The following is a 21,223-nucleotide window of genomic DNA, read 5'->3' as shown; positions in this document are numbered from 1 at the left end:
GAAGAAGGCTCTTCACGCCTTCTTCCTATCAAATGAACGAAGCAATCACATCTACTATTTTATTGGTGATACTTTCGATGATATTCGCTATGACCTTACCGATGGAAGAAAATACATTAAAAGCTTTCATCTCTTCTAACTTTTCTTTCTTTTCACTTAATGTTTTTGAATCTACCTCGTTCCCAAGGAAGGATGCTTCAACATTCCCTTCTCCATTCTGACTGACACCGACGGGAGATGTGAAATTTTGCTGATCATGCCCCTTCATTTCCACTATCCCCTCATTGGCATACTGCATCCCGATCAGGACCCCGATAAATAATGCGGCTATGAGAAGTGCACATTTGAAAAAGAATTTTGTCATCATTCATCCATCCTTTATTACTGACTTACAGCAGGAGTAATGGGAATATGGTTCACTTTTTCTGCCTGCCAGTAGTAATCAGCGAATACTTCGGCGAAAGCCTCCGCTGTTCTCTCAAGTTCCTCAAACGTATTATCCACTCCGCCAAATTCGATTAGCATGGCGTTCCCGGAGAGGTCCTGGTTGAACTTTCCGTTTGTACCGCTCCCTTTTTTGGCAATGACACCACGTGAAATCCCTTTATACTTTGATTCCAATCGCTTGTGAAGCTCCGTTGCCACTTGCAGATTTTTTTCATAATTTGTATGCTCTTCCCCAACAACAAAGGCAAGTTTTGCATACGTTTTGCCGTCAATCGTTCCGGTGGTCACATTCCTTCTCTGGGAGTCCCGGTGTATATCCACCATATACAGTAAATCTTTGTTACTGGTCATAGCTGCCTGCACCAGCGGCCTCGATTCCTGATAAGCCGCCCAATAATCAAGCCCCTTATCGTTTAGATTCTTTATCACATCTGTTTTATCAATGCTCGTGCCAATCCCGAGATCCTCTAGATCTTGCTTAACCATGTCCCCTACCTTCGTCACATTGATCTTGGAGTGCATGGCCGAGTCCGGATTGGACACTCCCTCCAAGTAAGGGAGATAGGATTCCCGCGTATGGGTGAAGTAAAGTAAGACCGTATCTTTATTTCCTGTCGTTAATGGCGGTGCCACATCCCCGCCCTTTTGATCTGTTTCTTTCAGCTCCCCCACATTCTTGAGTGGAGCTTCATTCCCTGATTTCAGGACTTCGGGTGGAGGAACAGATTCAATCGGCATATTGGTAAAATCCGTTCCCTCTCCGGCTACGAGTATATCCCCATCGAATACCGAGAACCCCGGAAGTTCGCGACCGAGAAAGCTTCGTGGATCTTCAAAACTCACATTGGTAGCCACCTGAAACAGGATGGAAGTCATTCCGGGGAGAGACCTCTCCTCTTCTGGTAATATTTGATAGAATGACCGGTTTTCCAGTGCCAGAATCTTATATAGGACCTCCCCTTTCACGTTGGAGGCAGCTTGATTCAAAGAGTTGGATGTAATCCTGTATTCAGGGTTCAAGGAAGTGAGGATACCAGTGATTGAAAAAATCGAGAGCAATCCCATCACGAAGATCAGCATCCCTTTCAGTATTGTTGTCATGTTAATCGCGATAACATATTGAGGGGCTTTATATGATCTCATTCTCCCACCCTTTCTATATCTTTACTCTAGTACAACTTATGAAATTGCTAGAGATAGTAGAACTATATTTAGTAGTCATTATGAGATGATTGGGAGAAAGTTAAACAGGGTGGTCTACTATTTTTTATGTGAGAGGGGGTGAGATTGCCTTTGAGAAGGGAAATTGCAGGATTGGGACGTTCATTAATCGATTTTTCTATCTCTAGGTAATGGATGTTAATGAGAGTTTAATTTTTTTGAAAAATAGGATAGTTTTTATAGAATTTCATGATAACGGCAGTTTAATGAGGGATGAAATGCTTTTTTCAGCCTTCTAATTTAGGATTTACTAGGATAGCGGGGATATATAAGGAGGATATCGGCGAAAATTTCAATTTAACGGCGATTTCCTGTTTTTATCGGCGAAATACAGATTTTATCAGCGAAATTTCAAATTTATCGGCAAAACGTCATTCCCACACACATTTCAAGAAAAACAAAAACGCCCCAAGGTCTACACTCCCCTTAAGGCGTTATCATAAACCTCCATCTATCTCGTCTGATATCCCGTATTTTCCTGATCCACCGCATCATGCAGCGCTGCATTAAGGCCGCTCGCGATGAGATTGGCCATATCCTCCATGAATACATCCACTTCTTTGGGCGTGACCATCAGATTATGTCCGATTGGCGCTAGAACCTCATGGATCAGCTTTCGTTTTTCCTGATCTGGAAGGGTCCCAACGATGCCCATGAACGTTTGGCGATGCTCTTCTTCAGGCAGGTCCTCATCAGTTAATTTCCTTCTCTCACCGAAACTCAAGCCTGCAGGAGCAAGTGATCTTGACGGACGATTTCCTTCTCTCATTTCTTTCCCAAAATGTTTTAACAGGAAATCCACCGTATCACTAACAATCGTCACGGCATCCAGCACTGTCGGAACACCGATGGCAATGACAGGAACTCCTAACGTTTCCTGGTCCAATCCTTTTCGTTTATTCCCCACTCCCGATCCTGGATGGATACCTGTGTCTGAGATCTGAATGGTTGCATTGACGCGTTCGATCGAACGGGACGCCAAGGCGTCGATGGCAATGATGAAGTCCGGCTTGGATTTCTCCACCACACCGAAGATGATATCACTCGTTTCAATTCCCGTCAGTCCCATAACACCAGGTACGAGGGCACTCACTGGCCGATACCCTTCTTCCACCGATTCAGGCTGAAGTTCAAATAAGTGCCTTGTCACGATGACATCTTCACATACACGGGGACCAAGTGAATCCGGTGTCACATTCCAGTTTCCGAGCCCGACAATTAAGCAGCTTGCATTTTTGCTGATTTTATTATTAATCAAAAATTGGCTAAGTTCATTCGCGAATACCTTTTCAACCCGTTGCTGCAGCTCTGTATTTTCTTCGCGTATACCATGAGCCTCTATGGTTAAATAGTTACCCGGTTTCTTTCCGATTTTTTCTTCCCCTTCAGGTGTTACCGTGACCAGGGAAACTTTCACTCCGTCCTCTTCTCTTTCTTTAATCATGACACCCTGAATGGACGACGTATTTTCGGCCTTCTCTGCATCCACCATTTCTTTTGCTTCTACGGCAAGATCGGTACGAATGGAATATTTACTTAAATCGATTTCTTCTTTTTTCATTTCGACTCTACCTCCAGGCTTGGGATATTTTCCAGTATTTTTTTATGTTTACCTTTTCGGCAAGTGTTCATTCACTTGTTTAATTTCACTTCATAGTATTGCAATATCACTGTCCGTTTGATAAAATATCATTTGTTCTTATTGTTTAGGAATTTAAATCGAGTCACATAGAATCTCGATCCTTTTATAGGAGGTGACAGGAATGCCAAATATCAAATCAGCTATCAAACGCGTAAAAACTAGCAACGAGCGTAACGCTCAAAACGCTGCAGTAAAATCTACAATGCGTACTGCTATCAAGAAAGCAGAAGCAGCTACGACTAACAGCGCTGATAACGCGAAAGATCTAGTAACTGAAGCGGTACGTCAATTAGACAAAGCAGCTCAAAAAGGTCTTATCCACAAAAACGCTGCAGATCGTCAAAAGTCTCGCCTAATGAAAAAAGCGAACTAATTGAAAAAAACCACCCAGCCAATTGGCCGGGTGGTTTTTTTTAGGTAAAACTTTGATCGTGAAGTTTAAATAAAAACATCTCGATCATCAGTTCTTTTTTGATTTGTCCTGTCTTGATTTCATAATCTCCCTGCGAAAGAAGATCGATGATAAGAGCAAGTTGCTTATCATTGAAATGTTTTGCCTGTCCTGCTGCGAGTTTCACCCTGAATGGATGCACTTTAAGAGTAGATGCGATCTTCTGCTGACCATATCCTCTCCTTGACAGCTCCTTTACCCCGTAGATCAGACGGAACTGCCCTGCAAGTATGGCCAGGATCTTTAGCGGTTCTTCGTTTTGCTTCAGTAGATCATAATAGATTCTCAACGCTTCATCTATTCTTCTGTGAACAACCTTGTCCACCAACGTGAAAATATTTTGTTCAAGGGATCTTGCCGTTAAACGTTCCACTACTGCCACATCAATTCTGTTGGTGTCGCTGGCGTACAAGGAGAGCTTATCCAATTCCTGAGTGAGCATCATCAGGTTAGTTCCGGCAAGAGTCAACAATAATTCGACGGCATCTTCATCAATCTGAACATTATTTCCTGCTGCACGTTCCCTTACCCAGGATTTCAATTCCTGTTCGTTCAGCTTTTTCGCTTCTACTACTTCAGCCAGTTTTTTTAATGATTTGGTGATTTTTTTACGCTCGTCCAGTTTTTCGTAATTCGCCGTGATGACCAGAATGGTATATGGTGCAGGTGATTGTATGTATTGCTCAAATCTCTTGATATTATGCTCTACCTTTTCTTTTGTTTTTTCAGCAGTCAAAAAAACGGGATTTTGGAGTATGACCACCCTTTTTTCTCCCATGAATGGAAAGGTCTCTGCATCCTCTATCGCCACCTCTATCGGCGTTTCTTCCAAATCATAGCTTGAAAAATTAAAATCCATTTCTTCTTCTGAAATGGCTCTTGAGACAATTCTTTGTTTCGTTTCATTAATAATAAATGACTCATTTCCGTAAACTAAATATATAGCGGCAAATTGAGATTTCTCTATTTTTTTCCATGTATCAATAACCAAGTCAGCACTCTCCATTAAGTCTTTTCTCTACTCTATGGTAAAAAAGCTTACTGGTTTTGGCAAGTGGTAAAGGGGACATCCCTCATATAGGACACCCCCTATATCTATATTAACGTTAACGGAGAAGACCTAGGAACCTTTTCCATCAACGGTATTTCCTTTGTATTGATTAGTGTCACCACCCGTCCGTGAACTTATGGGTGACAACTCTTGTCAGTAAAGGAAAAAGTAAAGGGAAGTATAGATTTTTCAGTAGCGTTGTTCTATACTAGAATAGAAATAGGAGGGGTAATTGTGAACCAATTTGAAAAGAATGTACAATCAAAAAGAAATGATGCAGTAGATTCTGGCGTTGGCTTCGGTGTTTCTTTTGGATTCTTTGCTATAATGTTCATTATTGCAACAGTGATCAAATTGATTGGGTCCTAATGAAAAATAGGAGGCAGGCCTGAAAGATTCCGGTTACTTCAACTTCCATATATGGTACTATCCGTATCATAACGATGATTTGAAGGCACCTGACTCTTTGTAATAGGTCTGCCCCTTTTTCATTAGCGCTTAATTTGTTTTGTTCTACATCCTATGGTAGGTGGGCAGAAAACGTTCCTTTTTTATCCCAAAAACGATAGGTAATCGCCCCGTTCTTTCCTGTCTCATAAATCGTCAGTCCCCTTCTCTTCAATCGCTCCACCACTTCAGGGTGAGGGTGACCGAAGCGATTGGATTCCCCTGCAGAAATCACCGCCATGGCAGGCTTCGTTTCATCAAGGAACTCTTCTGTCGTACTTGTTTTGCTGCCATGATGCCCAACTTTCAATACATCTACCGGCAGATCGAATGCCTTAATCAAATCCCTTTCCCCTTCTTCTTCCAGGTCTCCAGTTAACAACCATCTCTTCGATCCGATTTCACCGTATATCACGATAGAGTCATTATTTCCCTCATAAGCGTCATCAAGTGGAGAAACGATATGTAATCCATTCTCATCACCACGCCATCCGACTGGGTACATCGCTTCTTTAACCGGAATCCTTTTTCTCTGTGCCGTTTCTACAATGTTCTCGACTTCTATTTTTTCTCTGCTGCCTGGACTGATCAAGATCTCCCTCACTTCCAGTTCATCAATAACAGCTTCTGCCCCGCCAACATGATCCAAATCTCCATGAGTTAAGATCAATGAATCAATGGACGTGATTCCTTTGCTTTTTATTAAGGGTACGACAATATCATCTCCTACGGAAAATCGGTTGGTTGGTTCTTCCCATTTTTCTTTGGGAAACTGAACTTCCCCTCCTGCATCAATCAAGTAGGTTCCTCTGTTAAAGGGCAAGTCGATCAAGATTGCATCTCCTTGACCGACATCAATGAAAACAACTTCTCCATATGGATGATAATTGTTCCATAAGATATGAAGGGACGCAAAAAGAAGGAGTATACCAACCGATCTGTATTTTCTCCTTTCAATTCCAACAAACACAAAATAGATCACAATAAAATAACCAAGTAAAAGGAGAAAATGGGGTCTGCCCATCACAAGGGTGCTATATGGAAATGAAGATATAATAGAGGATAACCCTTGAATTCCATCCAATAAACCCTTATAAGGAATCATGAGCCAACCAGTTGGAACAATGAAAGAAAGAAGATAAACCATTATTGACAATGGAAGAACGAAAAAGGAAAAGAGGGGTACATAAAGGAGATTAGTCAGAAAACCGATCAAGGAGAACTCATAGAAATGATAGATCACGATGGGGATTGATGCTAATTGTGCCACCATTGTCACAATAAACATCTGTTTGAAAGAGGATACACTGTTTAAAATAGTCCGGGAAGAGATCACAAGGGAGAAACTTACCACAAACGATAGCTGGAAGCCTGCATTAAATACCGAGAATGGTTTGTATAACACAACCACCACGAATACTGCAGCTAAGCTATCGATCACACTGATATTCAGGGGTGTTTTCCTACAGAGAAGGAGGACGATCAGCATGGAGGACGCCCTGACTACAGATGGCGAACCACCTGTCAATACGATATAGGAAAGAAGGAACACAATCCCTATCCACGATGCGGCTTCCCTGGTTACACCCAACCGTAATAAAAAATAATGAAGGAATGCAAACAAAAGACCCACATGAAGACCTGAAATGGCAAGAAGATGAACCACTCCGAGTTCCCTGAATGATTTCATAGTGTCTTCCTCAATCATCCCTGTCTCCCCGAATAATAGCGCCTGTGTGACACCGACAGTTGAAGGAGGGAAGTTTTGTTCGATTCTTTTTAGCCCTTTAAATCTCAGCTTCGTAAGGAAATGTTTCCACGTACTCTGATCCTTACATCGCTTGAATGTCTGAATATCCAGGAACCAATAAACCCGTTGGTGATTCAGAAATTGTTGATAATTGAAAGAATCCGGATTTTTATTGGGATTAGGCTCATTGAACTCTCCTTCCACTTCGCATACGAACCCGGGATTCACTCCTATAAAGCTTCGTTTTTCTTCTTCTGAAGTAAAATAATAGCGAAGGAGGACTTTTTCATCGTGTATTTTTGCAAACGATACAAATGCATTCCCGTCAATGGATGGTATGTCATCTATGGTCACATGGTAGGAATGGGGTCCCGTTTGTGCAGAGAGCACCGAATGCTGCTGTGATTGGTGCCAGTGAGAATTAAAGAATGAAATGCCTACAAAGAGAAGGATAAATAAGATGGTGATCAGGGGGATTTTTCTAAGGTATTGAGAGAGCAGGAGAAGGACAAGGAGGACAGCACCCCAGTGAAACTGAAGTGCCAGTAATGCCCCTGAAAGCACACCCATAGCTGAGTAGAGATAGAAACCACTACTCATGAAAAAGCTTTATGTATTCTTGTTCATAATGGTGAATTCTTTCCTCCGAAACGCCTTGTTCCCTGAGATCTTCTATAAGCTGGATCATTAATGCTGCTTTTTCCGAATGTTTGACATCGATACTGCTTTCTTGAAAAGGGACTTTTTCAACATACACGCCTGCCTTCTCGAATAGTTCAATGGCATAAGGGTGATTTTTATAATCTTTGGCATAATAAACCGTTTTGATTCCTGCCTGTATGAGCGCCTTACAGCATTGAAGACACGGAAAGTGAGTTACATAAATGTCTGCATTCTCCGTTCCGACGCCGAACTTTGAACATTGCAAAAGGGCATTCATTTCCGCGTGAATGGTCCTCACACAGTGATTGTCAATGACATAACACCCTTCATCTATACAATGGTCCCCACCTGCAATGGAGCCATTATAACCGCCTGCAATGATTCGCTTTTCCCTGACGATGGTTGCTCCCACTGCCAGCCTCGTACACGTACTGCGGAGGGCAAGCAGTTGACTTTGAGCCATGAAATATTGATGCCATGCTATTCTTTCCATCCCCATTCTCCCTTCTGTGTTTTCGGTGAAATGTTAATACTTGTTTAAGTGTATAAAGACTACCTGGGTTTCGTCAATTCATTGTACAGAAATATGCTCTTTTAATTTCTCGAATGTTTTGTCTCCGATTCCTGAGATATTTGTAATTTCATCAATCGTACTGAACGGTCCATTCTCTTCTCGATATTGAACAAAGGATGCTGCTTTGGATGGCCCGATTCCAGGAAGGGTTTCAAAGTCCTGCTGAGAAGCTGTATTGATATTAAGGATATCATGTCCTGCTTCTGTACCCGAAACAGGCGTAACAATCTCAGGTGGCACTATTTCCATTTCACCGATTTTCGGGACGTATATCATCATCTCGTCGGTTACCTTGACGGCCAGATTCATCATTTTTTTATCAGCATCATCCGTAAAACCTCCTGCCCTGTCGATGACGAACTTCAACCGTTCTCCCTGCCTTACCTCATAAAGTCCGGGCTTCATCACTTCTCCCTTCACGTCCACGAACACATTTTCTGCATCTTTCTCGAGTTTGGGATTTTCTTTCTTTTTTACAGGGGCTGCTGTGAAGGCAACTTCTTCTTTGGGTGGATATGTTGCATTTTTCAATACATATGCAATCAGGAAAACAAAACAAATCATAACGATAACCAGGATCGTTCTATATTTTTCAATGATGGACTGCATGGAAATCACCTCGGGTGGAATATTCATTACAAGGTTTTCATAAGTTTTAGGAGAGTGTGTGATAGAAGGAGGGCTGAACATGAAAGTTGGTATCATCGGGACGGGAAACATGGGGAAAATCATTATTGAAGCTCTCATTGAATCAAATGCGATTTCTCCTTCACATCTTCATATTACGAATCGTTCATTAAAAAAAGCTGAGAACATACAAGAGAAATTCCACAAGGTAAATGTAGATCATTCTGCCGAAGAAGTGATTTCATCATCTGATTTAATTTTCATCTGCGTTAAACCACATGATGTGTATGATGTGATTCAGGAGAATAAGAAAAGCTTCTCTAAGGAAAAGTGTGTGGTTTCCATTACGAGCCCGGTAAGTGTGGGTCAGTTAGAGTCATTATTACCCTGCTCCTGTGCCCGATTTATCCCAAGCATCACTAATCGCGCATTGAGCGGCGTGTCGCTTTTAACGTATGGAAGTGGTTGTTCAGATAAATGGAGATGGGAACTAACAAAGCTCGCCAGGCACATTTCAACACCCGTCGTGATCGATGAGAATGTAACAAGGGTCGCTTCTGATATCGTCAGCTGCGGACCGGCCTTTTTCAGTTATGTTACTCAACGATTCATTAATGCTGCAGTGGAAGTGACGGAGATCGATAGCGAGACCGCAACCGTCCTGGCATCCGAAATGCTGGTTGGTCTTGGGGACTTATTAAAAAAGAATATCTATACACTTCCGACGCTTCAAGAGAAAGTTTGTGTAAAAGGAGGGGTGACCGGTATAGGGATTTCCGTCATGGAAAGGGAATTGGGGGATGTTTTCGAGAAATTATTTGAAGCTACGCAAGAAAAATTCGTGGATGATATCGAAGGAACGAAATCACAATTCGGGGTCTAGAGAGACTCCTATTTTTAATACTTCGACATAAATTGCTTTTTTCCTTCTTTTAATTACAAAAGCCGGATCGTCCTGGGACGATCCGGCTTTCTATCATTTCTTTTTACATGCAAAGAAAATTCTCTCACTCTGGTCTGTTGGAGATTCTCCCGTAAAGTCCGCAGTAATATTCAAAAGTTCGAATCCATTATTGGTGATCCACTCTTTTAACATAAGAATGGGGTAAGTGCGCTGTTTGTGCAGTTCTTCCACTCTTTCGTACTGTCCGGTTTCATCTTCCTTCACAAAAAAGGTGAGTTCATGTTCAACACTATTGGAGCATTCCCCTGGGAAACACTCCCAGATATACGAAACATCTTCATCCGTCAGGGTAAAGGTTTGGTTCATGAAAATTTGCGTCATCTTGAATATGGAATGCACATCAAAAAGAAATAATCCGTCTTTCTTTAAGTGGGAATGCACACCATTGAAGGTATTTATCACGTCACTCTCTTCTTCAAGATAATTCAAAGAATCACAAAATATCGTTACGATATCGTATTCACCAAGAGAGTCAAGCTTAGACATATCCTGTTGAAATAATCGAAGTTGTACGTTCTGTGCAGAAGCCTTCTCCCGGGCGATGGTGAGCATGTCCTGAGACAAGTCGACACCTGTCACATCATAGCCATTCCGCGCAAGCCTCAAAGATAATTCTCCTGTTCCGCAAGCGATATCCAAGACTCTTCTCCCTTGAACCGAATAGTCCGCTGCCTGTTGATTGACATACTCCAACCAGCCATCATACGGTACGTCCTGCATTAAATAATCATACACATAAGCAAAACGTTCATAACTCATTTATTGATTCTCGCCCTGTTTGACTTCAACGAAAGAAGCATCTCCCCATAAGCGCTCAAGGTTATAGTAGCCTCTTTCTTCTTTATGGAAGACGTGAGCGACCACATCACCTAAATCAACTAATATCCATCGTGCTTGATCAAAGCCTTCCAATCGTTTAACAGTGTACCCTTTTTCTTCTGCTGCATCTTTCAATTCACGGGCAATTGCCTGTACCTGCTTGTCTGAGTTACCGTGGCAGATCAGGAAATAATCCGCAATCAACGAAACACCTTTCATATCCAATACCACAATATCCTCAGCGCGTTTGTCATCAGCGGCTTTATACGCTAATTCTACTAATTGTTGTTCCATTCCTTCATCTCCTCTGATTTAACGTTAATTCATTATAAAAGCGAAATGTATCCGGATAAATCGCTTGATTTCTTTTCATTAGGAAGGTCATCGTATTTTGAAGAGCCTTCAGAAGTGCCAGATCCAGGGACTTTTCAGCAAGCTCCCTCACTTCTTCCACCCCTGGGAACTGACGATTCGGTTCAATATAGTCGGCTAAGTAGATGACCTTATCGAGAACGGTCATTCCCTCTTTTCCGGAAGTGTGGAAGCGAATCGCATTCAGGATTTCCACATCCTCAATCCCGACTTCACGCTCTACCAGTACAGCTCCTACAGGCGCATGCCACAACTCACTATTATAAAGCAATAAGTCTTGTGCAAGCCCCTCATCTTCAATGATACTCTGCATTTCCTGTTTATCACGGAACTTGGCATAGTCATGAAAGATTGCGGCAGTTTCAGCTTTCTTCTCATCTGCTCCATACCGTTTCGCAAGCTCGATACTTGTCTCCATTACACCACATGTGTGCACAAAGCGGTGCTCTGTCAAATGTTCTTTAACGATTTCCAACGCTTTGTCTCTATTCATATAACTTCTCCCCCTTAATGAATCGATACACTTCGTCTGGAACTAAATAGCGGACCGATTGTCCCTGATTTACTCTTTGACGAATATAAGAAGAAGAAAGATCAATGGCCGGGACTTCAATCAGTTGAACATCATATGAAGTCTCATGAAGATAGGATGGACGATTTACCCCAATAAACTTCACCATATTTTGAAGCTCATCGATCTTATGCCATTTAGGTAGGTACTCGATCATATCCCCACCAATGATAAATGAAAATTCGATGTTCTCTTCTCTTTCCATCAAAAGTTTGATGGTGTCATATGTGTATGAGGCTCCCTCTCTTTCCAATTCGATCTTTTCTATGGAAAATCGGGGGTTGCCCTTGATGGCTGCCTCTAGCATCAGTAGACGCTGGTTCACCGATACTCGATCATCCACCTGTTTATGTGGTGGCACATGGTTTGGAAGAAAACGGATTTCATCCAATTGAGCCTTCTCCAAAACCTGCTCTGCAATAACAAGGTGACCCATATGGGGAGGGTTGAAGGTACCTCCCAGAAGCCCAACCTTTTTCTTCATTGTACCAATCCTTATCTTGGTAGAATTATTTGCTTATTTTCTTTGGATTCTTTATAAAGGACGATGGTGTTTCCAATGATTTGGACAACATCAGCCCCTACACCTTCTGATAGCTCTTCGGCAACCTCAGACTTATCCATATCACAATTTTGAAGGATGCTGATTTTCATCAGTTCTCTTACTTCGATGGCTTCACTGACCGTTTTGATCATATTATCATTGACTCCGCCTTTTCCTACTTGAAAAACCGGATTTAAATGGTGTGCTTCTGAACGTAAAAATCTTTTTTGTTTACCTGTTAACATGTTGACCTCCTAGTTGTTGTAAAACGGTGTTTTTCATGATCGTATAGGAAGGGGTTATCCCTGTCCACATTTTGAATGAGTGCGCCCCCTGATAAACGAACATATCGAGTCCGTTTTGTGTGAGGGCACCTTTTTGTTTGGCCTGCTTTAGTAATGCCGTTTCTAAAGGATTATATATTATATCACTGACGATGCTTCCGTGCTTTAAATCACTGATTACCAACGGACTGTCTTCAATATGAGGGAACATGCCGATGGATGTGGTCTGGATGATAACATCATATTGCTGCAATGTTTTCTCAGAAGCTTCCAGAGGAAGAAAATCAGAATGCAATTCAAAAGGGCATCCTTCTATCATCTTTTCAGCTCTCCCAGGTGTCCGATTCGTTACATCGATCCTCTTAACACCGGAAGAAGCAAGTGTATAATAGATTGCCCTGGCGGCACCGCCTGCCCCTATGATCAGCATTGATTTATTTTCAAGCTGTTCACCGGCTATCTTCTTCAAGCCTTCTACAAACCCTAGACCGTCTGTATTATAACCAATCAGCTTGCCGCTTTCATTTACAATCGTATTTACAGCACCGATGGCCTCCGCCAATGGATCAATCCTGTCCAGGAGTGACATGACGTGTTCCTTATGCGGAACCGTTACATTCACCCCTCGAATTCCCAGTGCCTTGATTCCAAGAATAGCATCAGGGAGCTGCTCTTTCTGCACGTGAAATTTAACATATTCTGCGTCTATTCCCTTATCATTAAACGCACTTTTATGCATCAGGGGGGACATGGAATGAGCAATCGGATCCCCGATGACACCAAATAGAGCCATAGAATCCCTCCTAGATCAGTGATTTTCTCAAGAAGACGCTGACGCCTTTAGGAACGTGTGCTGCAATGGTGGCACCTGCATCGTTTACGGTAATCCACCCTAAACCGGAGAAAACGATATCCGTTTTAGCTTCCTTGATTCTGAACTCATGCCTTACAAGTGGAGGGAACTCGTCCATGTCGTCCTTTCGTGGCGGCTGTAACAGTTCACCGGCATGGTTTTTATAGAGCTCATCCGCCTTTTCAACCTTCGTACGATGGATGGAAAGTTCATTTGAGAAATAGCAAGTAAACGGCTGACGCTCACCGGCCATGAAATCAAAACGGGCCAGTCCTCCAAAGAACAAAGTTTGTTCGGGGTTCAACTGGAACGTCCTAGGCTTAATCTCTTTTTTAGGCGTTATGATTTTCAAATCCTGCTTATCAACAAAATGGGCCATCTGATGATGATTGATAATTCCAGGAGTATCAATTAAATATTCTTCATCATCCAATGGAATTTGAATCATATCAAGAGTCGTTCCCGGGAAGTGGGATGTGGTGATAACATCCTGCTCTCCTGAAACATGTTTGATGATGCGGTTGATGAAGGTTGATTTTCCTACGTTCGTACATCCCACCACATAGACATCTTTACCATTACGATATTCTTCGATTGCTTCAATCGCTTCGGCAATTCCCTGCCCCTTATGAGCACTCACCAATTGAACATCGATCGGTTTCAATCCCAATTGACTTGCTTCATGCTTCATCCAATGAATCAATTTGGAGTGTTTCACTGACTTAGGAAGCAAATCAACCTTGTTTCCGATCAGAAGGATCGGGTTGGATCCGACGAACCGGTGGAGTCCCGGAAGCCAGCTTCCATTAAAGTCGAAAATATCTACGACTTTGACGATCAGCCCTTCTGATTCCCCAAGCTCATTTAATATTTTCAAGAAGTCGTCATCAGTCAACGGAACATCCTGGACCTCATTATAATGCTTTAATCTGAAACAGCGTTGACAAATGATCTCTTCTTTTTGAAGAGCCGAAGGAGGGGCATATCCCATTCCTTCTTTATTTTCCGTCTGGATTTCAACGCCACAACCTATACATACAACTTGACTCACTTTTTATCCTCCCACTCAAGCATGCCTTTACGCTTGAAAAACTTCATGATTCTGCGTTCCACTTGACGATTGAACTTTGTAAAGAAGCCATCTGATTGGGCCACCGGAACAACCAGTATGGTATGAAATCCACTTCGATTTCCACCCAGTACGTCCGTTAACAGCTGGTCCCCGATAACAACCGCTTCTTCCTTCTTGACACCCATTTCCTTAATGGCTTTCTTGAAAGCACGCCCCATAGGCTTACGTGCCTGGAATATAAATGGAACTCCCAAGGGTTCAGCAAATGCTCCGACCCTGTTTTTATTATTATTCGATACAATGGTCACAAGAATCCCCTGCTCCTGCATCTCTTTAAACCACTGAATTAATTTCGGGGTGGCGTTGGGTCTATCCCATTCCACCAACGTATTATCCAGGTCGGTGATGATGGCCTTGATCCCCTTTTCCTTAAGATGACCCGGGCTGATACTAAAAATATCCTGAACCTGTTCATTGGGTAAAAATTGCTTGATCACTCGCTACACCTCAAATTTCTTAATCGATAATATGATAATTGTGTTCGATATTTTCTTGTTAGAACGTCCAATTGGTAAAAAGAAAGTGTTTCTTCCATATACCTTTAACCTATAACAGATTAATGATAACCAATTTTACATACAGATTCAAAATAAATCATATATATTCCTGGAATTTCAAGCATATTCTTAAAATAAATAAATATTTTTCGACAAATTTCCAGTTCCGCTCAAGGTTGTGGATAACCTTATTCACATTATACAGAACACAAACATCGCTTATTTACCAGTTATATACAAGTTAGTCACAACTTATCCACCATGAACTGTGGATAACGGAACGCTTGTTCTGAAAAAATAAATTTGGTAAAGTTTAATTACTACTAAAAAACGTACTTACAATAAATTTTTGAGATACAAAAAGATAATGGCTATTGGAGGTGGCATTAATGAGGAAATTATCGGACGAACTGTTGATTGATTCTTATTTCAAAGCGCTGGAGTTGAAACTCAATACAGAATTCATTCGCCTCATCGAAATGGAAATTCACCGTCGATCTCTTACTAATAAAATAAAAGCTACTTCGTAGAATACGAACATGAAACGGGACGGATTTGTTTAGAATCCGTCCTTTTTTTATTCATTAGATTCCCCGGTATTTTCCCTGCCGACTCATTTCCGGGAACTCCTTATGGTCAGTACACCGATCAATTCTACATCATTTCAAAAAAATGATTAACTTTAGCAGTTTAATAAGTATATAATAAAATATTATTATATACTATATTTAAAAGAATCTTTTTTTCAACGTATAAGGTAAGGATTATTTGTTCAAGCATTCTTAGCCATATATCATGTTCAACAGTGAACAAACTTAATTAGAAGGAGTGAGTGTTGATTGTTTCTCTCCGGTGTCATCGATCAAACGTTCAAAAAGCTTAAAGCCCAAACAGCCAACCTAATTACCCTATCCAATTTATCATTAGGTGGTATCGCCATTATTTCGATTCTTCATAACCAATTACATTTAAGTCTGATTCTCATCTTCATCGCTGCATTAACTGACCGATTCGATGGAATGGTGGCTAGGAGGTTGAACATCGAGTCAGAATTAGGCAAGCAGCTGGATTCCATGAGCGACATCATTTCCTTCGGGGTGGCCCCGGCTTTACTTATGTATACGGCTGCTCTCAACCAGTTTGACTTACCAGGCATGTTTTTCACTATTTTATATTTGGCCTGTGGTGCTTATCGACTGGCACGTTTCAATATCACAGAAAATGACGGCTACTTTACCGGTTTGCCGATTACCGCTGCCGGCTGTTTATTGACAATGTGCTACTTCGCGATCCCACATATTTCAAACGTGCTGCTTTTATGCATCGTGATCATACTATCAATCTTGATGATCAGCCCGTTTACACTAAAGAAGATGTAATGTACAAAAGAACCCGGGGCACCGGGTTCTTTTGTTTGTTTTGGGTCGGGCCAAATCAAGCCGCCTCCGCTTTTCGTTTTGTCTAGCTCCGGGGCTTAGAGGCTCGAGGTCATAAGTCAAACCTGCCAAAAAGGCAAAGAGCGCCTTTCCGACAGGTTCGCCTTATGCTTGTCGCCTCTGGGCAAAGCCCCTCCGCTTTTCTTCTTATCCAGCTCCGGGGCTTAGAGGCTCGAGGTCATAAGTCAAACCTGCCAAAAAGGCAAAGAGCGCCTTTCCGACAGGTTCGCCTTATGCTTGTCGCCTCTGGGCAAAGCCCCTCCGCTTTTCTTTGTCCAGCTCCAGCGGCTTGGCCCTCGAGGTCATAAGCTAAATCGACCAAAAAGGCAAAGAACGCCTTTCCGGTCGATTCATCTTATGCTTGTCGGGCCAGATCAAGCCGCCTCCGCTTTTCGTTTAACAGTTGGTGTAGTACCACCAGCCACCGAATAGGAAAAGTAGGATGAGTAATACGACGACGAGGGCAAAGTAGAATCCTCCACCGCCATAATAACCTGGATAGACTGGTCCGTAACACGGATATCCATAAGGCATGGCCATACCTCCTCACTCACTTTTACTATCAGTATATGTATCTAGGGAATGTGCGTATAGGCAGTTTTCCTCTTTATTACGGAAATAGCGCAATTTTCCCGATTACTTTACGTGGACATGCAAGGACAATCCATCTTTATCATAAGAATGATTATAGGCTTAAGTCCTAATGGAGGTGGAAGTATGTCTGGAGTTCTAACAGCACTGGGTTATTTCTTCAAGGAGTTAATTTTCCTCGTTTCTTACGTTAAAAATAACGCCTTTCCTCAACCACTTTCCGCTGCAGATGAACGGAAATATTTAAGGCTGATGGCAGATGGGGACGAACACGCCCGCAACATGCTCATCGAACATAATCTCAGGTTGGTTGCCCACATCGTCAAGAAATTTGAAAACACAGGCGAAGATCCAGAGGATTTGATTTCCATCGGGACCATCGGATTGATCAAAGCCATTGAAAGCTATTCAGAAGGAAAAGGCACAAAGCTAGCCACCTATGCAGCACGTTGTATCGAGAATGAAATCCTTATGCACCTGCGCGCCCTCAAGAAAACCAAGAAAGATGTTTCCCTTCATGACCCCATCGGCCAGGATAAGGAAGGAAACGAAATCAGCTTGATCGATATTTTAAAGTCGGAAAGCGATGATGTCATTGATACCATTCAATTAAGCATGGAACTCGAAAAGGTCAGAAAATATATCTGTGTTCTGGATGAAAGGGAAAAGGAAGTCATTGTCGGACGATTCGGATTGGACTTAAAAGAAGAAAAGACCCAAAGAGAAATAGCAAAGGAACTAGGGATCTCAAGAAGCTATGTCTCACGGATCGAAAAACGGGCGCTCATGAAGATGTTTCACGAATTCTATCGTGAGGAAAAAGAAAAACGGAATAAATCCTAATAAAGAAAAGCGGTCCAAGGACCGCTTTTCTTTTCATTTTCACTACTCTACACTGACTTCTGCAGAAATGATCAAACCAATCACAGATGTCATAATAAGACCCATGATCATTGAGAACATCGTCATCCCTCTCCCTCAGTAATATGCACTTCTTACTATTAATGTATCACGAATTAACCAATTCTCCCCTTCCATTCGTGAACAACTCTTTACTAAAGATTGACAGATGTGTGACCAGTCTGTATAAAAAGAGGAGAATACCCACTAACGGGTATCCTCCTCCATCTACACATTCATTCTGCGCTTCTTCTTTTTATGGAAGAAAGCGGACCAAATGACAATATTCAAAAACATCTCTCCACCACCCTCTTTCGTTAGGCAGTATCCTTCTCTACCCATAGCGCATTCAACATTTTCTCCTGTAAATAAATCATCTTTATTCTCCTCTCCATATTTTGATCTTAAGAATTAAAACAATTGAGACATAAAGTGTTGCTTCGCTTTCGTTTCTTCAAAGTTTTTTGAAACCGTTTCGTTGTGAGAAGCTTCTTCAAACGTTGCTTGTTTCTTATTAAAGGTTACAGTTATAAATAAAAGATTCAGTGTCATACATATCACCCCTTTCAACGTGCCTGCAAAAGTGCAGGGCAAAATAAAAAGCCACAAAGAGACCGATCCTTGTGGCACAAAAAAGCCATAGGAATCTACATTCTCCCTGTGGCTATCATTTAATGAAATTAAAATTAAGCAAAGAACATCCCACAAGTGGTCGAATGATGAAAACGATATGAAGTTGTGTGTTTATTTCCAATAAGCACGAACATTTCCTTCGACCTCCCATTAGTGTTTTTTTCTTACATTGGTTAGTATATCCAATTTCCATCGTAATGTAAACTCTTTTCTTGCATTTATTTTCTACAATTTTCCACATTTACTCATACAAAAAAACGGGTCCTCCACGAGGACCCGTTTTTGTTATTTATTCATCTGCTGACTGCAGATCTTTCTTATACTTGATCGCTTTAATGAAAAAGAATAGTGACAGCCCGAGTAAAACAACGGTCCCTGTCATAAGAGGGATCATTTTGCCGGGTGTAACCGTTACTGTTGGAATGATGACGCCTAAATACATGAAGACACTCAGTGCAAGTAACGTAAAACCAAATCGTTTGAAGTCGATGACCTTATGCTGAATAGTCTTTTTGCTTGTATTTTTCATATGCATTCACCTACTTTAGAACTAGTAAACTCTTATTCTATCGTAACATATGAATGGAAGCAGGCGGGCATGTAATTGATACCAGCTCTGCCACACGTATCCCTACTTGGAAAGGGCAGTTTCTATATCTTCAATCAGATCTTCCACATCTTCAAGTCCTACAGAGATCCGAACGAGGCCGTCTGTGATTCCGAGTTCGTTCCGACGCTCACTCGGGATGGATGCATGGGTCATGCGGGCTGGAACAGAAATCAAGCTTTCTACCGCCCCCAGACTTTCAGCCAATGTGAAGAATTTTGTATTCGTTAAAAGGCGGTCTGCATTTTCCTCACTGCCTACATCAAAGGAAACCATGCCACCAAATCCTGTTGCCTGCTTCTTGGCGATGGAGTGATTGGGGTGAGTTTCTAGACCTGGGTAGTATACCTTCGATACTTTCGGATGAGAAGTAAGGAACTCGACAATTTTTCTTGTGTTTTCTTCATGCTCTTCCATTCTAAGTCCCAGTGTTTTAATTCCTCGAATGAGCAACCACGAATCCTGCGGGCCAAGAACCCCACCTGTGGAATTCTGAACGAAGAATAACTCTTCTGCAAGTTCTTCTGAATTCACCACAACCAGACCTGCGACTACATCACTGTGTCCTCCGATATATTTCGTCGCACTATGAAGGACGATGTCTGCACCAAGGCTGATCGGATTCTGCCAATACGGGGTGCTGAACGTATTATCTACGATTGTCAGCAAATTGTGTTTCTTGGCTAAAGAAGCTGCCGCCTCGATATCGGTGATTTTCAGTAATGGATTGGTTGGTGTTTCAATGTATACAGCCTTTGTATTCGGTTGAATGGCCTTCTCGATATTGCTGACATCACTTGTGTCTACGAATGTAGATTCAATGCCAATGCGGTTTAACACCTTAGTCATGACGCGGTAGGTACCTCCATAAACGTCATCTGTCATCACAATATGATCGCCGCTGTTGAACATCATCATGACCGCCGTGATGGCCGCCATTCCTGATCCAAAAGCAAACCCTTTTTCTCCGCCTTCCAAATCCTTGATCAGCTCTTCCAGAGCGTGGCGGGTCGGATTTCCTGAACGTGAGTATTCAAAGCCTTTATGCTTTCCTACTTCATCCTGCTTATACGTGCTAACCTGATATATCGGAGTGGAGACAGCACCTGTTTGAGGATCTGTCGGGATACCACCGTGAATTAATTGTGTTTTCTTTTTCATGATTAGATTCCTCCTTGATAAATTTTCTTACTTAAATATCGTTCGCTTGAATCCGGAAAAATCGTGACGATATGACTTCCCGGTTCAGCCTTTTCTGCCTCGAGTAAGGCTGCATGGAGGGCGGCTCCAGAAGAACTCCCTACCAAAAGCCCTTCCAATGATGCAAGTTCCTTCACCCTTTTGAAAGCATCATCGTCTGTGATGGTGTGGATACTGTTGAAGTAATCTGAATCCATATATTCAGGCAGGAACTCCATACCAATGCCTTCCGTTTTATGAGGTCCTGATTCTCCTCCATTGAGGATGGATCCTTCTGGTTCGACAATCACTGTTTTAATCGTATCACTCATTTCTTTAAGAAAGCGTGCCGTCCCCATAAAGGTACCGCCTGTGCCAGCACCAGCGACGAAGGTATGGATTTGACCATCCATCTGCCTCCACAGCTCCGGACCCAGCGTTTTGTAATACGTATTCGGATTGGCTTCATTTCCAAATTGCTGGGGGGAATAGGAATTTGGCGTTTCATTGACCAATTCTGCCGCTTTTTCAATGGCTCCCTTCATTCCCTTTTCCGTAGGCGTATGAACGATTTCTGCTCCAAGCGCCTTCATCAGCTCCTGTTTTTCCATGCTGAATTTCTCCGGTATACAGAATACCACTTTGTACCCTGAATTCACGGCGGCTAAAGCCAAACCAATCCCCGTATTGCCTGCCGTCGGTTCAATGAAGGTTCCCCCGGGCTGTATTTTTCCAGTTTCAATCGCGTCTTCTAACAGCTCCAGCCCCAGGCGGTCCTTCACGCTTCCTCCAGGGTTAAAAAACTCCAGTTTAGCAAAAAGGCGGACGCCATTCTTCAAAGGGAAATGTGTGAGTTCCACAATGGGTGTGTTTCCTATCAGTTCATGTACCCCTTTATACACGTCCATACCTATAATCCCCCTTTAAACAAAACTGACCCACGTACCCACCATTCTCATAAATGATGA

26 protein-coding genes are annotated in these 21,223 nt (G+C 42.2%); 6 read left to right on the top strand and 20 right to left on the bottom strand.

Translation table 11 applies throughout. The features are described 5' to 3' along the window. Window positions 1–28: 28 nt before the first annotated feature. From LCL96_RS03550 to gpr, 3 genes are all read right to left on the bottom strand, one after another. Window positions 29–367 (bottom strand): DUF3679 domain-containing protein, encoded by a 339-nt coding sequence (locus LCL96_RS03550; RefSeq protein ID WP_224940078.1) that lies wholly within the window; start codon window positions 365–367, stop codon window positions 29–31. A 14-nt stretch (window positions 368–381) separates the two neighbouring features. Beyond that, window positions 382–1,590: a stage II sporulation protein P gene (gene spoIIP / locus LCL96_RS03545; protein WP_224940077.1), complete on the bottom strand. Its 1,209-nt coding sequence runs from the start codon at window positions 1,588–1,590 to the stop codon at window positions 382–384. A 529-nt stretch (window positions 1,591–2,119) separates the two neighbouring features. Beyond that, on the bottom strand, window positions 2,120–3,229 hold the full coding sequence (gene gpr / locus LCL96_RS03540; protein WP_224940076.1) for a GPR endopeptidase: 1,110 nt from the start codon (window positions 3,227–3,229) through the stop codon (window positions 2,120–2,122). Window positions 3,230–3,431: 202 nt separating this feature from the next. Here gpr and rpsT point away from each other — a divergent pair, with 202 nt between their 5' ends. Further along, window positions 3,432–3,683: a 30S ribosomal protein S20 gene (rpsT, locus tag LCL96_RS03535; protein ID WP_098353137.1), complete on the top strand. Its 252-nt coding sequence runs from the start codon at window positions 3,432–3,434 to the stop codon at window positions 3,681–3,683. A 40-nt stretch (window positions 3,684–3,723) separates the two neighbouring features. On the opposite strand, the gene holA is transcribed toward rpsT, so the two are convergent. Next, window positions 3,724–4,752, bottom strand: coding sequence for a DNA polymerase III subunit delta (gene holA, locus LCL96_RS03530; protein WP_224940075.1), 1,029 nt, complete (start codon window positions 4,750–4,752; stop codon window positions 3,724–3,726). A 294-nt stretch (window positions 4,753–5,046) separates the two neighbouring features. Between holA and LCL96_RS03525 the strand changes: the two genes are divergently transcribed. Then, window positions 5,047–5,181, top strand: coding sequence for a YqzM family protein (locus LCL96_RS03525; RefSeq protein ID WP_224941278.1), 135 nt, complete (start codon window positions 5,047–5,049; stop codon window positions 5,179–5,181). A gap of 151 nt (window positions 5,182–5,332) precedes the next feature. Here the strand turns inward: LCL96_RS03525 and LCL96_RS03520 are convergent, their stop codons facing one another. The 3 genes from LCL96_RS03520 to LCL96_RS03510 all read right to left on the bottom strand — a co-directional run bounded on the left by LCL96_RS03520 (window position 5,333) and on the right by LCL96_RS03510 (window position 8,882). After that, window positions 5,333–7,609, bottom strand: a complete 2,277-nt coding sequence (locus tag LCL96_RS03520) for a DNA internalization-related competence protein ComEC/Rec2 (protein WP_224940074.1) — start codon at window positions 7,607–7,609, stop codon at window positions 5,333–5,335. Continuing rightward, complete coding sequence (locus LCL96_RS03515; protein ID WP_224940073.1) at window positions 7,602–8,165, bottom strand: ComE operon protein 2; 564 nt, start codon at window positions 8,163–8,165, stop codon at window positions 7,602–7,604. Before LCL96_RS03515 ends, LCL96_RS03520 begins: the two co-directional genes overlap by 8 nt. 78 nt (window positions 8,166–8,243) lie before the next feature. Further along, window positions 8,244–8,882, bottom strand: coding sequence for a helix-hairpin-helix domain-containing protein (locus LCL96_RS03510; protein WP_224940072.1), 639 nt, complete (start codon window positions 8,880–8,882; stop codon window positions 8,244–8,246). 52 nt (window positions 8,883–8,934) lie between these two features. Between LCL96_RS03510 and comER the strand changes: the two genes are divergently transcribed. After that, window positions 8,935–9,756, top strand: a complete 822-nt coding sequence (gene comER / locus LCL96_RS03505; RefSeq protein ID WP_224940071.1) for a late competence protein ComER — start codon at window positions 8,935–8,937, stop codon at window positions 9,754–9,756. Between the two features lie 93 nt (window positions 9,757–9,849). Here comER and LCL96_RS03500 read toward each other — a convergent pair whose 3' ends face one another. The 8 genes from LCL96_RS03500 to LCL96_RS03465 are packed head-to-tail and all read right to left on the bottom strand — an operon-like array spanning window position 9,850 to window position 14,849. Then, a complete protein-coding gene (locus LCL96_RS03500) occupies window positions 9,850–10,596 on the bottom strand; it encodes a class I SAM-dependent DNA methyltransferase (protein ID WP_224940070.1) in 747 nt (248 codons plus the stop codon). Beyond that, window positions 10,597–10,950 carry a ribosome silencing factor gene (gene rsfS, locus LCL96_RS03495; RefSeq protein WP_224940069.1) on the bottom strand — a complete coding sequence of 118 codons (354 nt, stop codon included), beginning with the start codon at window positions 10,948–10,950 and terminating at the stop codon, window positions 10,597–10,599. A 4-nt stretch (window positions 10,951–10,954) separates the two neighbouring features. Then, window positions 10,955–11,521, bottom strand: a complete 567-nt coding sequence (gene yqeK, locus LCL96_RS03490) for a bis(5'-nucleosyl)-tetraphosphatase (symmetrical) YqeK (RefSeq protein ID WP_224940068.1) — start codon at window positions 11,519–11,521, stop codon at window positions 10,955–10,957. Then, the gene (locus LCL96_RS03485; RefSeq protein WP_224940067.1) at window positions 11,514–12,083 is read right to left on the bottom strand and encodes a nicotinate-nucleotide adenylyltransferase; all 570 of its coding nucleotides are present in this window, start codon (window positions 12,081–12,083) and stop codon (window positions 11,514–11,516) included. Before LCL96_RS03485 ends, yqeK begins: the two co-directional genes overlap by 8 nt. 11 nt (window positions 12,084–12,094) lie before the next feature. Then, entirely contained in the window at window positions 12,095–12,388 is a 294-nt protein-coding gene (gene yhbY / locus LCL96_RS03480; protein ID WP_224940066.1) for a ribosome assembly RNA-binding protein YhbY, read from the bottom strand. Next, window positions 12,375–13,220, bottom strand: a complete 846-nt coding sequence (gene aroE, locus LCL96_RS03475) for a shikimate dehydrogenase (RefSeq protein WP_224940065.1) — start codon at window positions 13,218–13,220, stop codon at window positions 12,375–12,377. The genes yhbY and aroE overlap by 14 nt, the downstream gene beginning before the upstream one ends. Window positions 13,221–13,230: 10 nt before the next feature. Further along, window positions 13,231–14,331, bottom strand: coding sequence for a ribosome biogenesis GTPase YqeH (yqeH, locus tag LCL96_RS03470; RefSeq protein WP_224940064.1), 1,101 nt, complete (start codon window positions 14,329–14,331; stop codon window positions 13,231–13,233). Further along, complete coding sequence (locus LCL96_RS03465) at window positions 14,328–14,849, bottom strand: YqeG family HAD IIIA-type phosphatase (RefSeq protein ID WP_224940063.1); 522 nt, start codon at window positions 14,847–14,849, stop codon at window positions 14,328–14,330. Before LCL96_RS03465 ends, yqeH begins: the two co-directional genes overlap by 4 nt. Window positions 14,850–15,298: 449 nt before the next feature. Between LCL96_RS03465 and LCL96_RS03460 the strand changes: the two genes are divergently transcribed. Together LCL96_RS03460 and pssA are read left to right on the top strand one after the other, a co-directional pair. Continuing rightward, a complete protein-coding gene (locus LCL96_RS03460) occupies window positions 15,299–15,439 on the top strand; it encodes a sporulation histidine kinase inhibitor Sda (RefSeq protein WP_044339579.1) in 141 nt (46 codons plus the stop codon). A gap of 309 nt (window positions 15,440–15,748) precedes the next feature. Further along, entirely contained in the window at window positions 15,749–16,288 is a 540-nt protein-coding gene (pssA, locus tag LCL96_RS03455; RefSeq protein ID WP_224940062.1) for a CDP-diacylglycerol--serine O-phosphatidyltransferase, read from the top strand. Between the two features lie 453 nt (window positions 16,289–16,741). Here the strand turns inward: pssA and LCL96_RS03450 are convergent, their stop codons facing one another. After that, the gene (locus LCL96_RS03450; RefSeq protein WP_224940061.1) at window positions 16,742–16,879 is read right to left on the bottom strand and encodes a hypothetical protein; all 138 of its coding nucleotides are present in this window, start codon (window positions 16,877–16,879) and stop codon (window positions 16,742–16,744) included. A gap of 183 nt (window positions 16,880–17,062) precedes the next feature. On the opposite strand from LCL96_RS03450, the gene sigK reads away from it, so the two are divergent. Then, a complete protein-coding gene (gene sigK / locus LCL96_RS03445) occupies window positions 17,063–17,779 on the top strand; it encodes an RNA polymerase sporulation sigma factor SigK (RefSeq protein ID WP_224940060.1) in 717 nt (238 codons plus the stop codon). 468 nt (window positions 17,780–18,247) lie between these two features. Here sigK and LCL96_RS03440 read toward each other — a convergent pair whose 3' ends face one another. The 4 genes from LCL96_RS03440 to LCL96_RS03425 form a co-directional block, all read right to left on the bottom strand. Continuing rightward, window positions 18,248–18,388, bottom strand: coding sequence for a YrzI family small protein (locus LCL96_RS03440; RefSeq protein WP_224940059.1), 141 nt, complete (start codon window positions 18,386–18,388; stop codon window positions 18,248–18,250). A gap of 370 nt (window positions 18,389–18,758) precedes the next feature. Further along, window positions 18,759–18,998: a YrhC family protein gene (locus tag LCL96_RS03435; RefSeq protein ID WP_224940058.1), complete on the bottom strand. Its 240-nt coding sequence runs from the start codon at window positions 18,996–18,998 to the stop codon at window positions 18,759–18,761. 102 nt (window positions 18,999–19,100) lie between these two features. Further along, window positions 19,101–20,237 carry a bifunctional cystathionine gamma-lyase/homocysteine desulfhydrase gene (locus LCL96_RS03430; RefSeq protein WP_224940057.1) on the bottom strand — a complete coding sequence of 379 codons (1,137 nt, stop codon included), beginning with the start codon at window positions 20,235–20,237 and terminating at the stop codon, window positions 19,101–19,103. 2 nt (window positions 20,238–20,239) lie between these two features. Continuing rightward, on the bottom strand, window positions 20,240–21,163 hold the full coding sequence (locus tag LCL96_RS03425) for a PLP-dependent cysteine synthase family protein (protein ID WP_224940056.1): 924 nt from the start codon (window positions 21,161–21,163) through the stop codon (window positions 20,240–20,242). Window positions 21,164–21,223 lie beyond the last annotated feature (60 nt).

The organism is Rossellomorea aquimaris (genome assembly GCF_020172085.1).
Classification (GTDB): domain Bacteria; phylum Bacillota; class Bacilli; order Bacillales; family Bacillaceae_B; genus Rossellomorea; species Rossellomorea aquimaris_E.
This window is presented reverse-complemented; position numbering and strand designations above follow the sequence as displayed.

Excerpts from the sequence above, each read along its gene's own strand:
- LCL96_RS03550 (WP_224940078.1), bottom strand. The coding sequence starts at position 367 with ATGATGACAAAATTCTTTTTCAAATGTGCACTTCTCATAGCCGCATTA.
- spoIIP (WP_224940077.1), bottom strand. The coding sequence starts at position 1,590 with ATGAGATCATATAAAGCCCCTCAATATGTTATCGCGATTAACATGACA.
- gpr (WP_224940076.1), bottom strand. The coding sequence starts at position 3,229 with ATGAAAAAAGAAGAAATCGATTTAAGTAAATATTCCATTCGTACCGAT.
- rpsT (WP_098353137.1), top strand. The coding sequence starts at position 3,432 with ATGCCAAATATCAAATCAGCTATCAAACGCGTAAAAACTAGCAACGAG.
- LCL96_RS03520 (WP_224940074.1), bottom strand. The coding sequence starts at position 7,609 with ATGAGTAGTGGTTTCTATCTCTACTCAGCTATGGGTGTGCTTTCAGGG.
- LCL96_RS03515 (WP_224940073.1), bottom strand. The coding sequence starts at position 8,165 with ATGGAAAGAATAGCATGGCATCAATATTTCATGGCTCAAAGTCAACTG.
- LCL96_RS03510 (WP_224940072.1), bottom strand. The coding sequence starts at position 8,882 with ATGAATATTCCACCCGAGGTGATTTCCATGCAGTCCATCATTGAAAAA.
- comER (WP_224940071.1), top strand. The coding sequence starts at position 8,935 with ATGAAAGTTGGTATCATCGGGACGGGAAACATGGGGAAAATCATTATT.
- LCL96_RS03500 (WP_224940070.1), bottom strand. The coding sequence starts at position 10,596 with ATGAGTTATGAACGTTTTGCTTATGTGTATGATTATTTAATGCAGGAC.
- rsfS (WP_224940069.1), bottom strand. The coding sequence starts at position 10,950 with ATGGAACAACAATTAGTAGAATTAGCGTATAAAGCCGCTGATGACAAA.
- yqeK (WP_224940068.1), bottom strand. The coding sequence starts at position 11,521 with ATGAATAGAGACAAAGCGTTGGAAATCGTTAAAGAACATTTGACAGAG.
- LCL96_RS03485 (WP_224940067.1), bottom strand. The coding sequence starts at position 12,083 with ATGAAGAAAAAGGTTGGGCTTCTGGGAGGTACCTTCAACCCTCCCCAT.
- yhbY (WP_224940066.1), bottom strand. The coding sequence starts at position 12,388 with ATGTTAACAGGTAAACAAAAAAGATTTTTACGTTCAGAAGCACACCAT.
- aroE (WP_224940065.1), bottom strand. The coding sequence starts at position 13,220 with ATGGCTCTATTTGGTGTCATCGGGGATCCGATTGCTCATTCCATGTCC.
- LCL96_RS03460 (WP_044339579.1), top strand. The coding sequence starts at position 15,299 with ATGAGGAAATTATCGGACGAACTGTTGATTGATTCTTATTTCAAAGCG.
- LCL96_RS03450 (WP_224940061.1), bottom strand. The coding sequence starts at position 16,879 with ATGCCTTATGGATATCCGTGTTACGGACCAGTCTATCCAGGTTATTAT.
- sigK (WP_224940060.1), top strand. The coding sequence starts at position 17,063 with ATGTCTGGAGTTCTAACAGCACTGGGTTATTTCTTCAAGGAGTTAATT.
- LCL96_RS03440 (WP_224940059.1), bottom strand. The coding sequence starts at position 18,388 with ATGACACTGAATCTTTTATTTATAACTGTAACCTTTAATAAGAAACAA.
- LCL96_RS03435 (WP_224940058.1), bottom strand. The coding sequence starts at position 18,998 with ATGAAAAATACAAGCAAAAAGACTATTCAGCATAAGGTCATCGACTTC.
- LCL96_RS03430 (WP_224940057.1), bottom strand. The coding sequence starts at position 20,237 with ATGAAAAAGAAAACACAATTAATTCACGGTGGTATCCCGACAGATCCT.
- LCL96_RS03425 (WP_224940056.1), bottom strand. The coding sequence starts at position 21,163 with ATGGACGTGTATAAAGGGGTACATGAACTGATAGGAAACACACCCATT.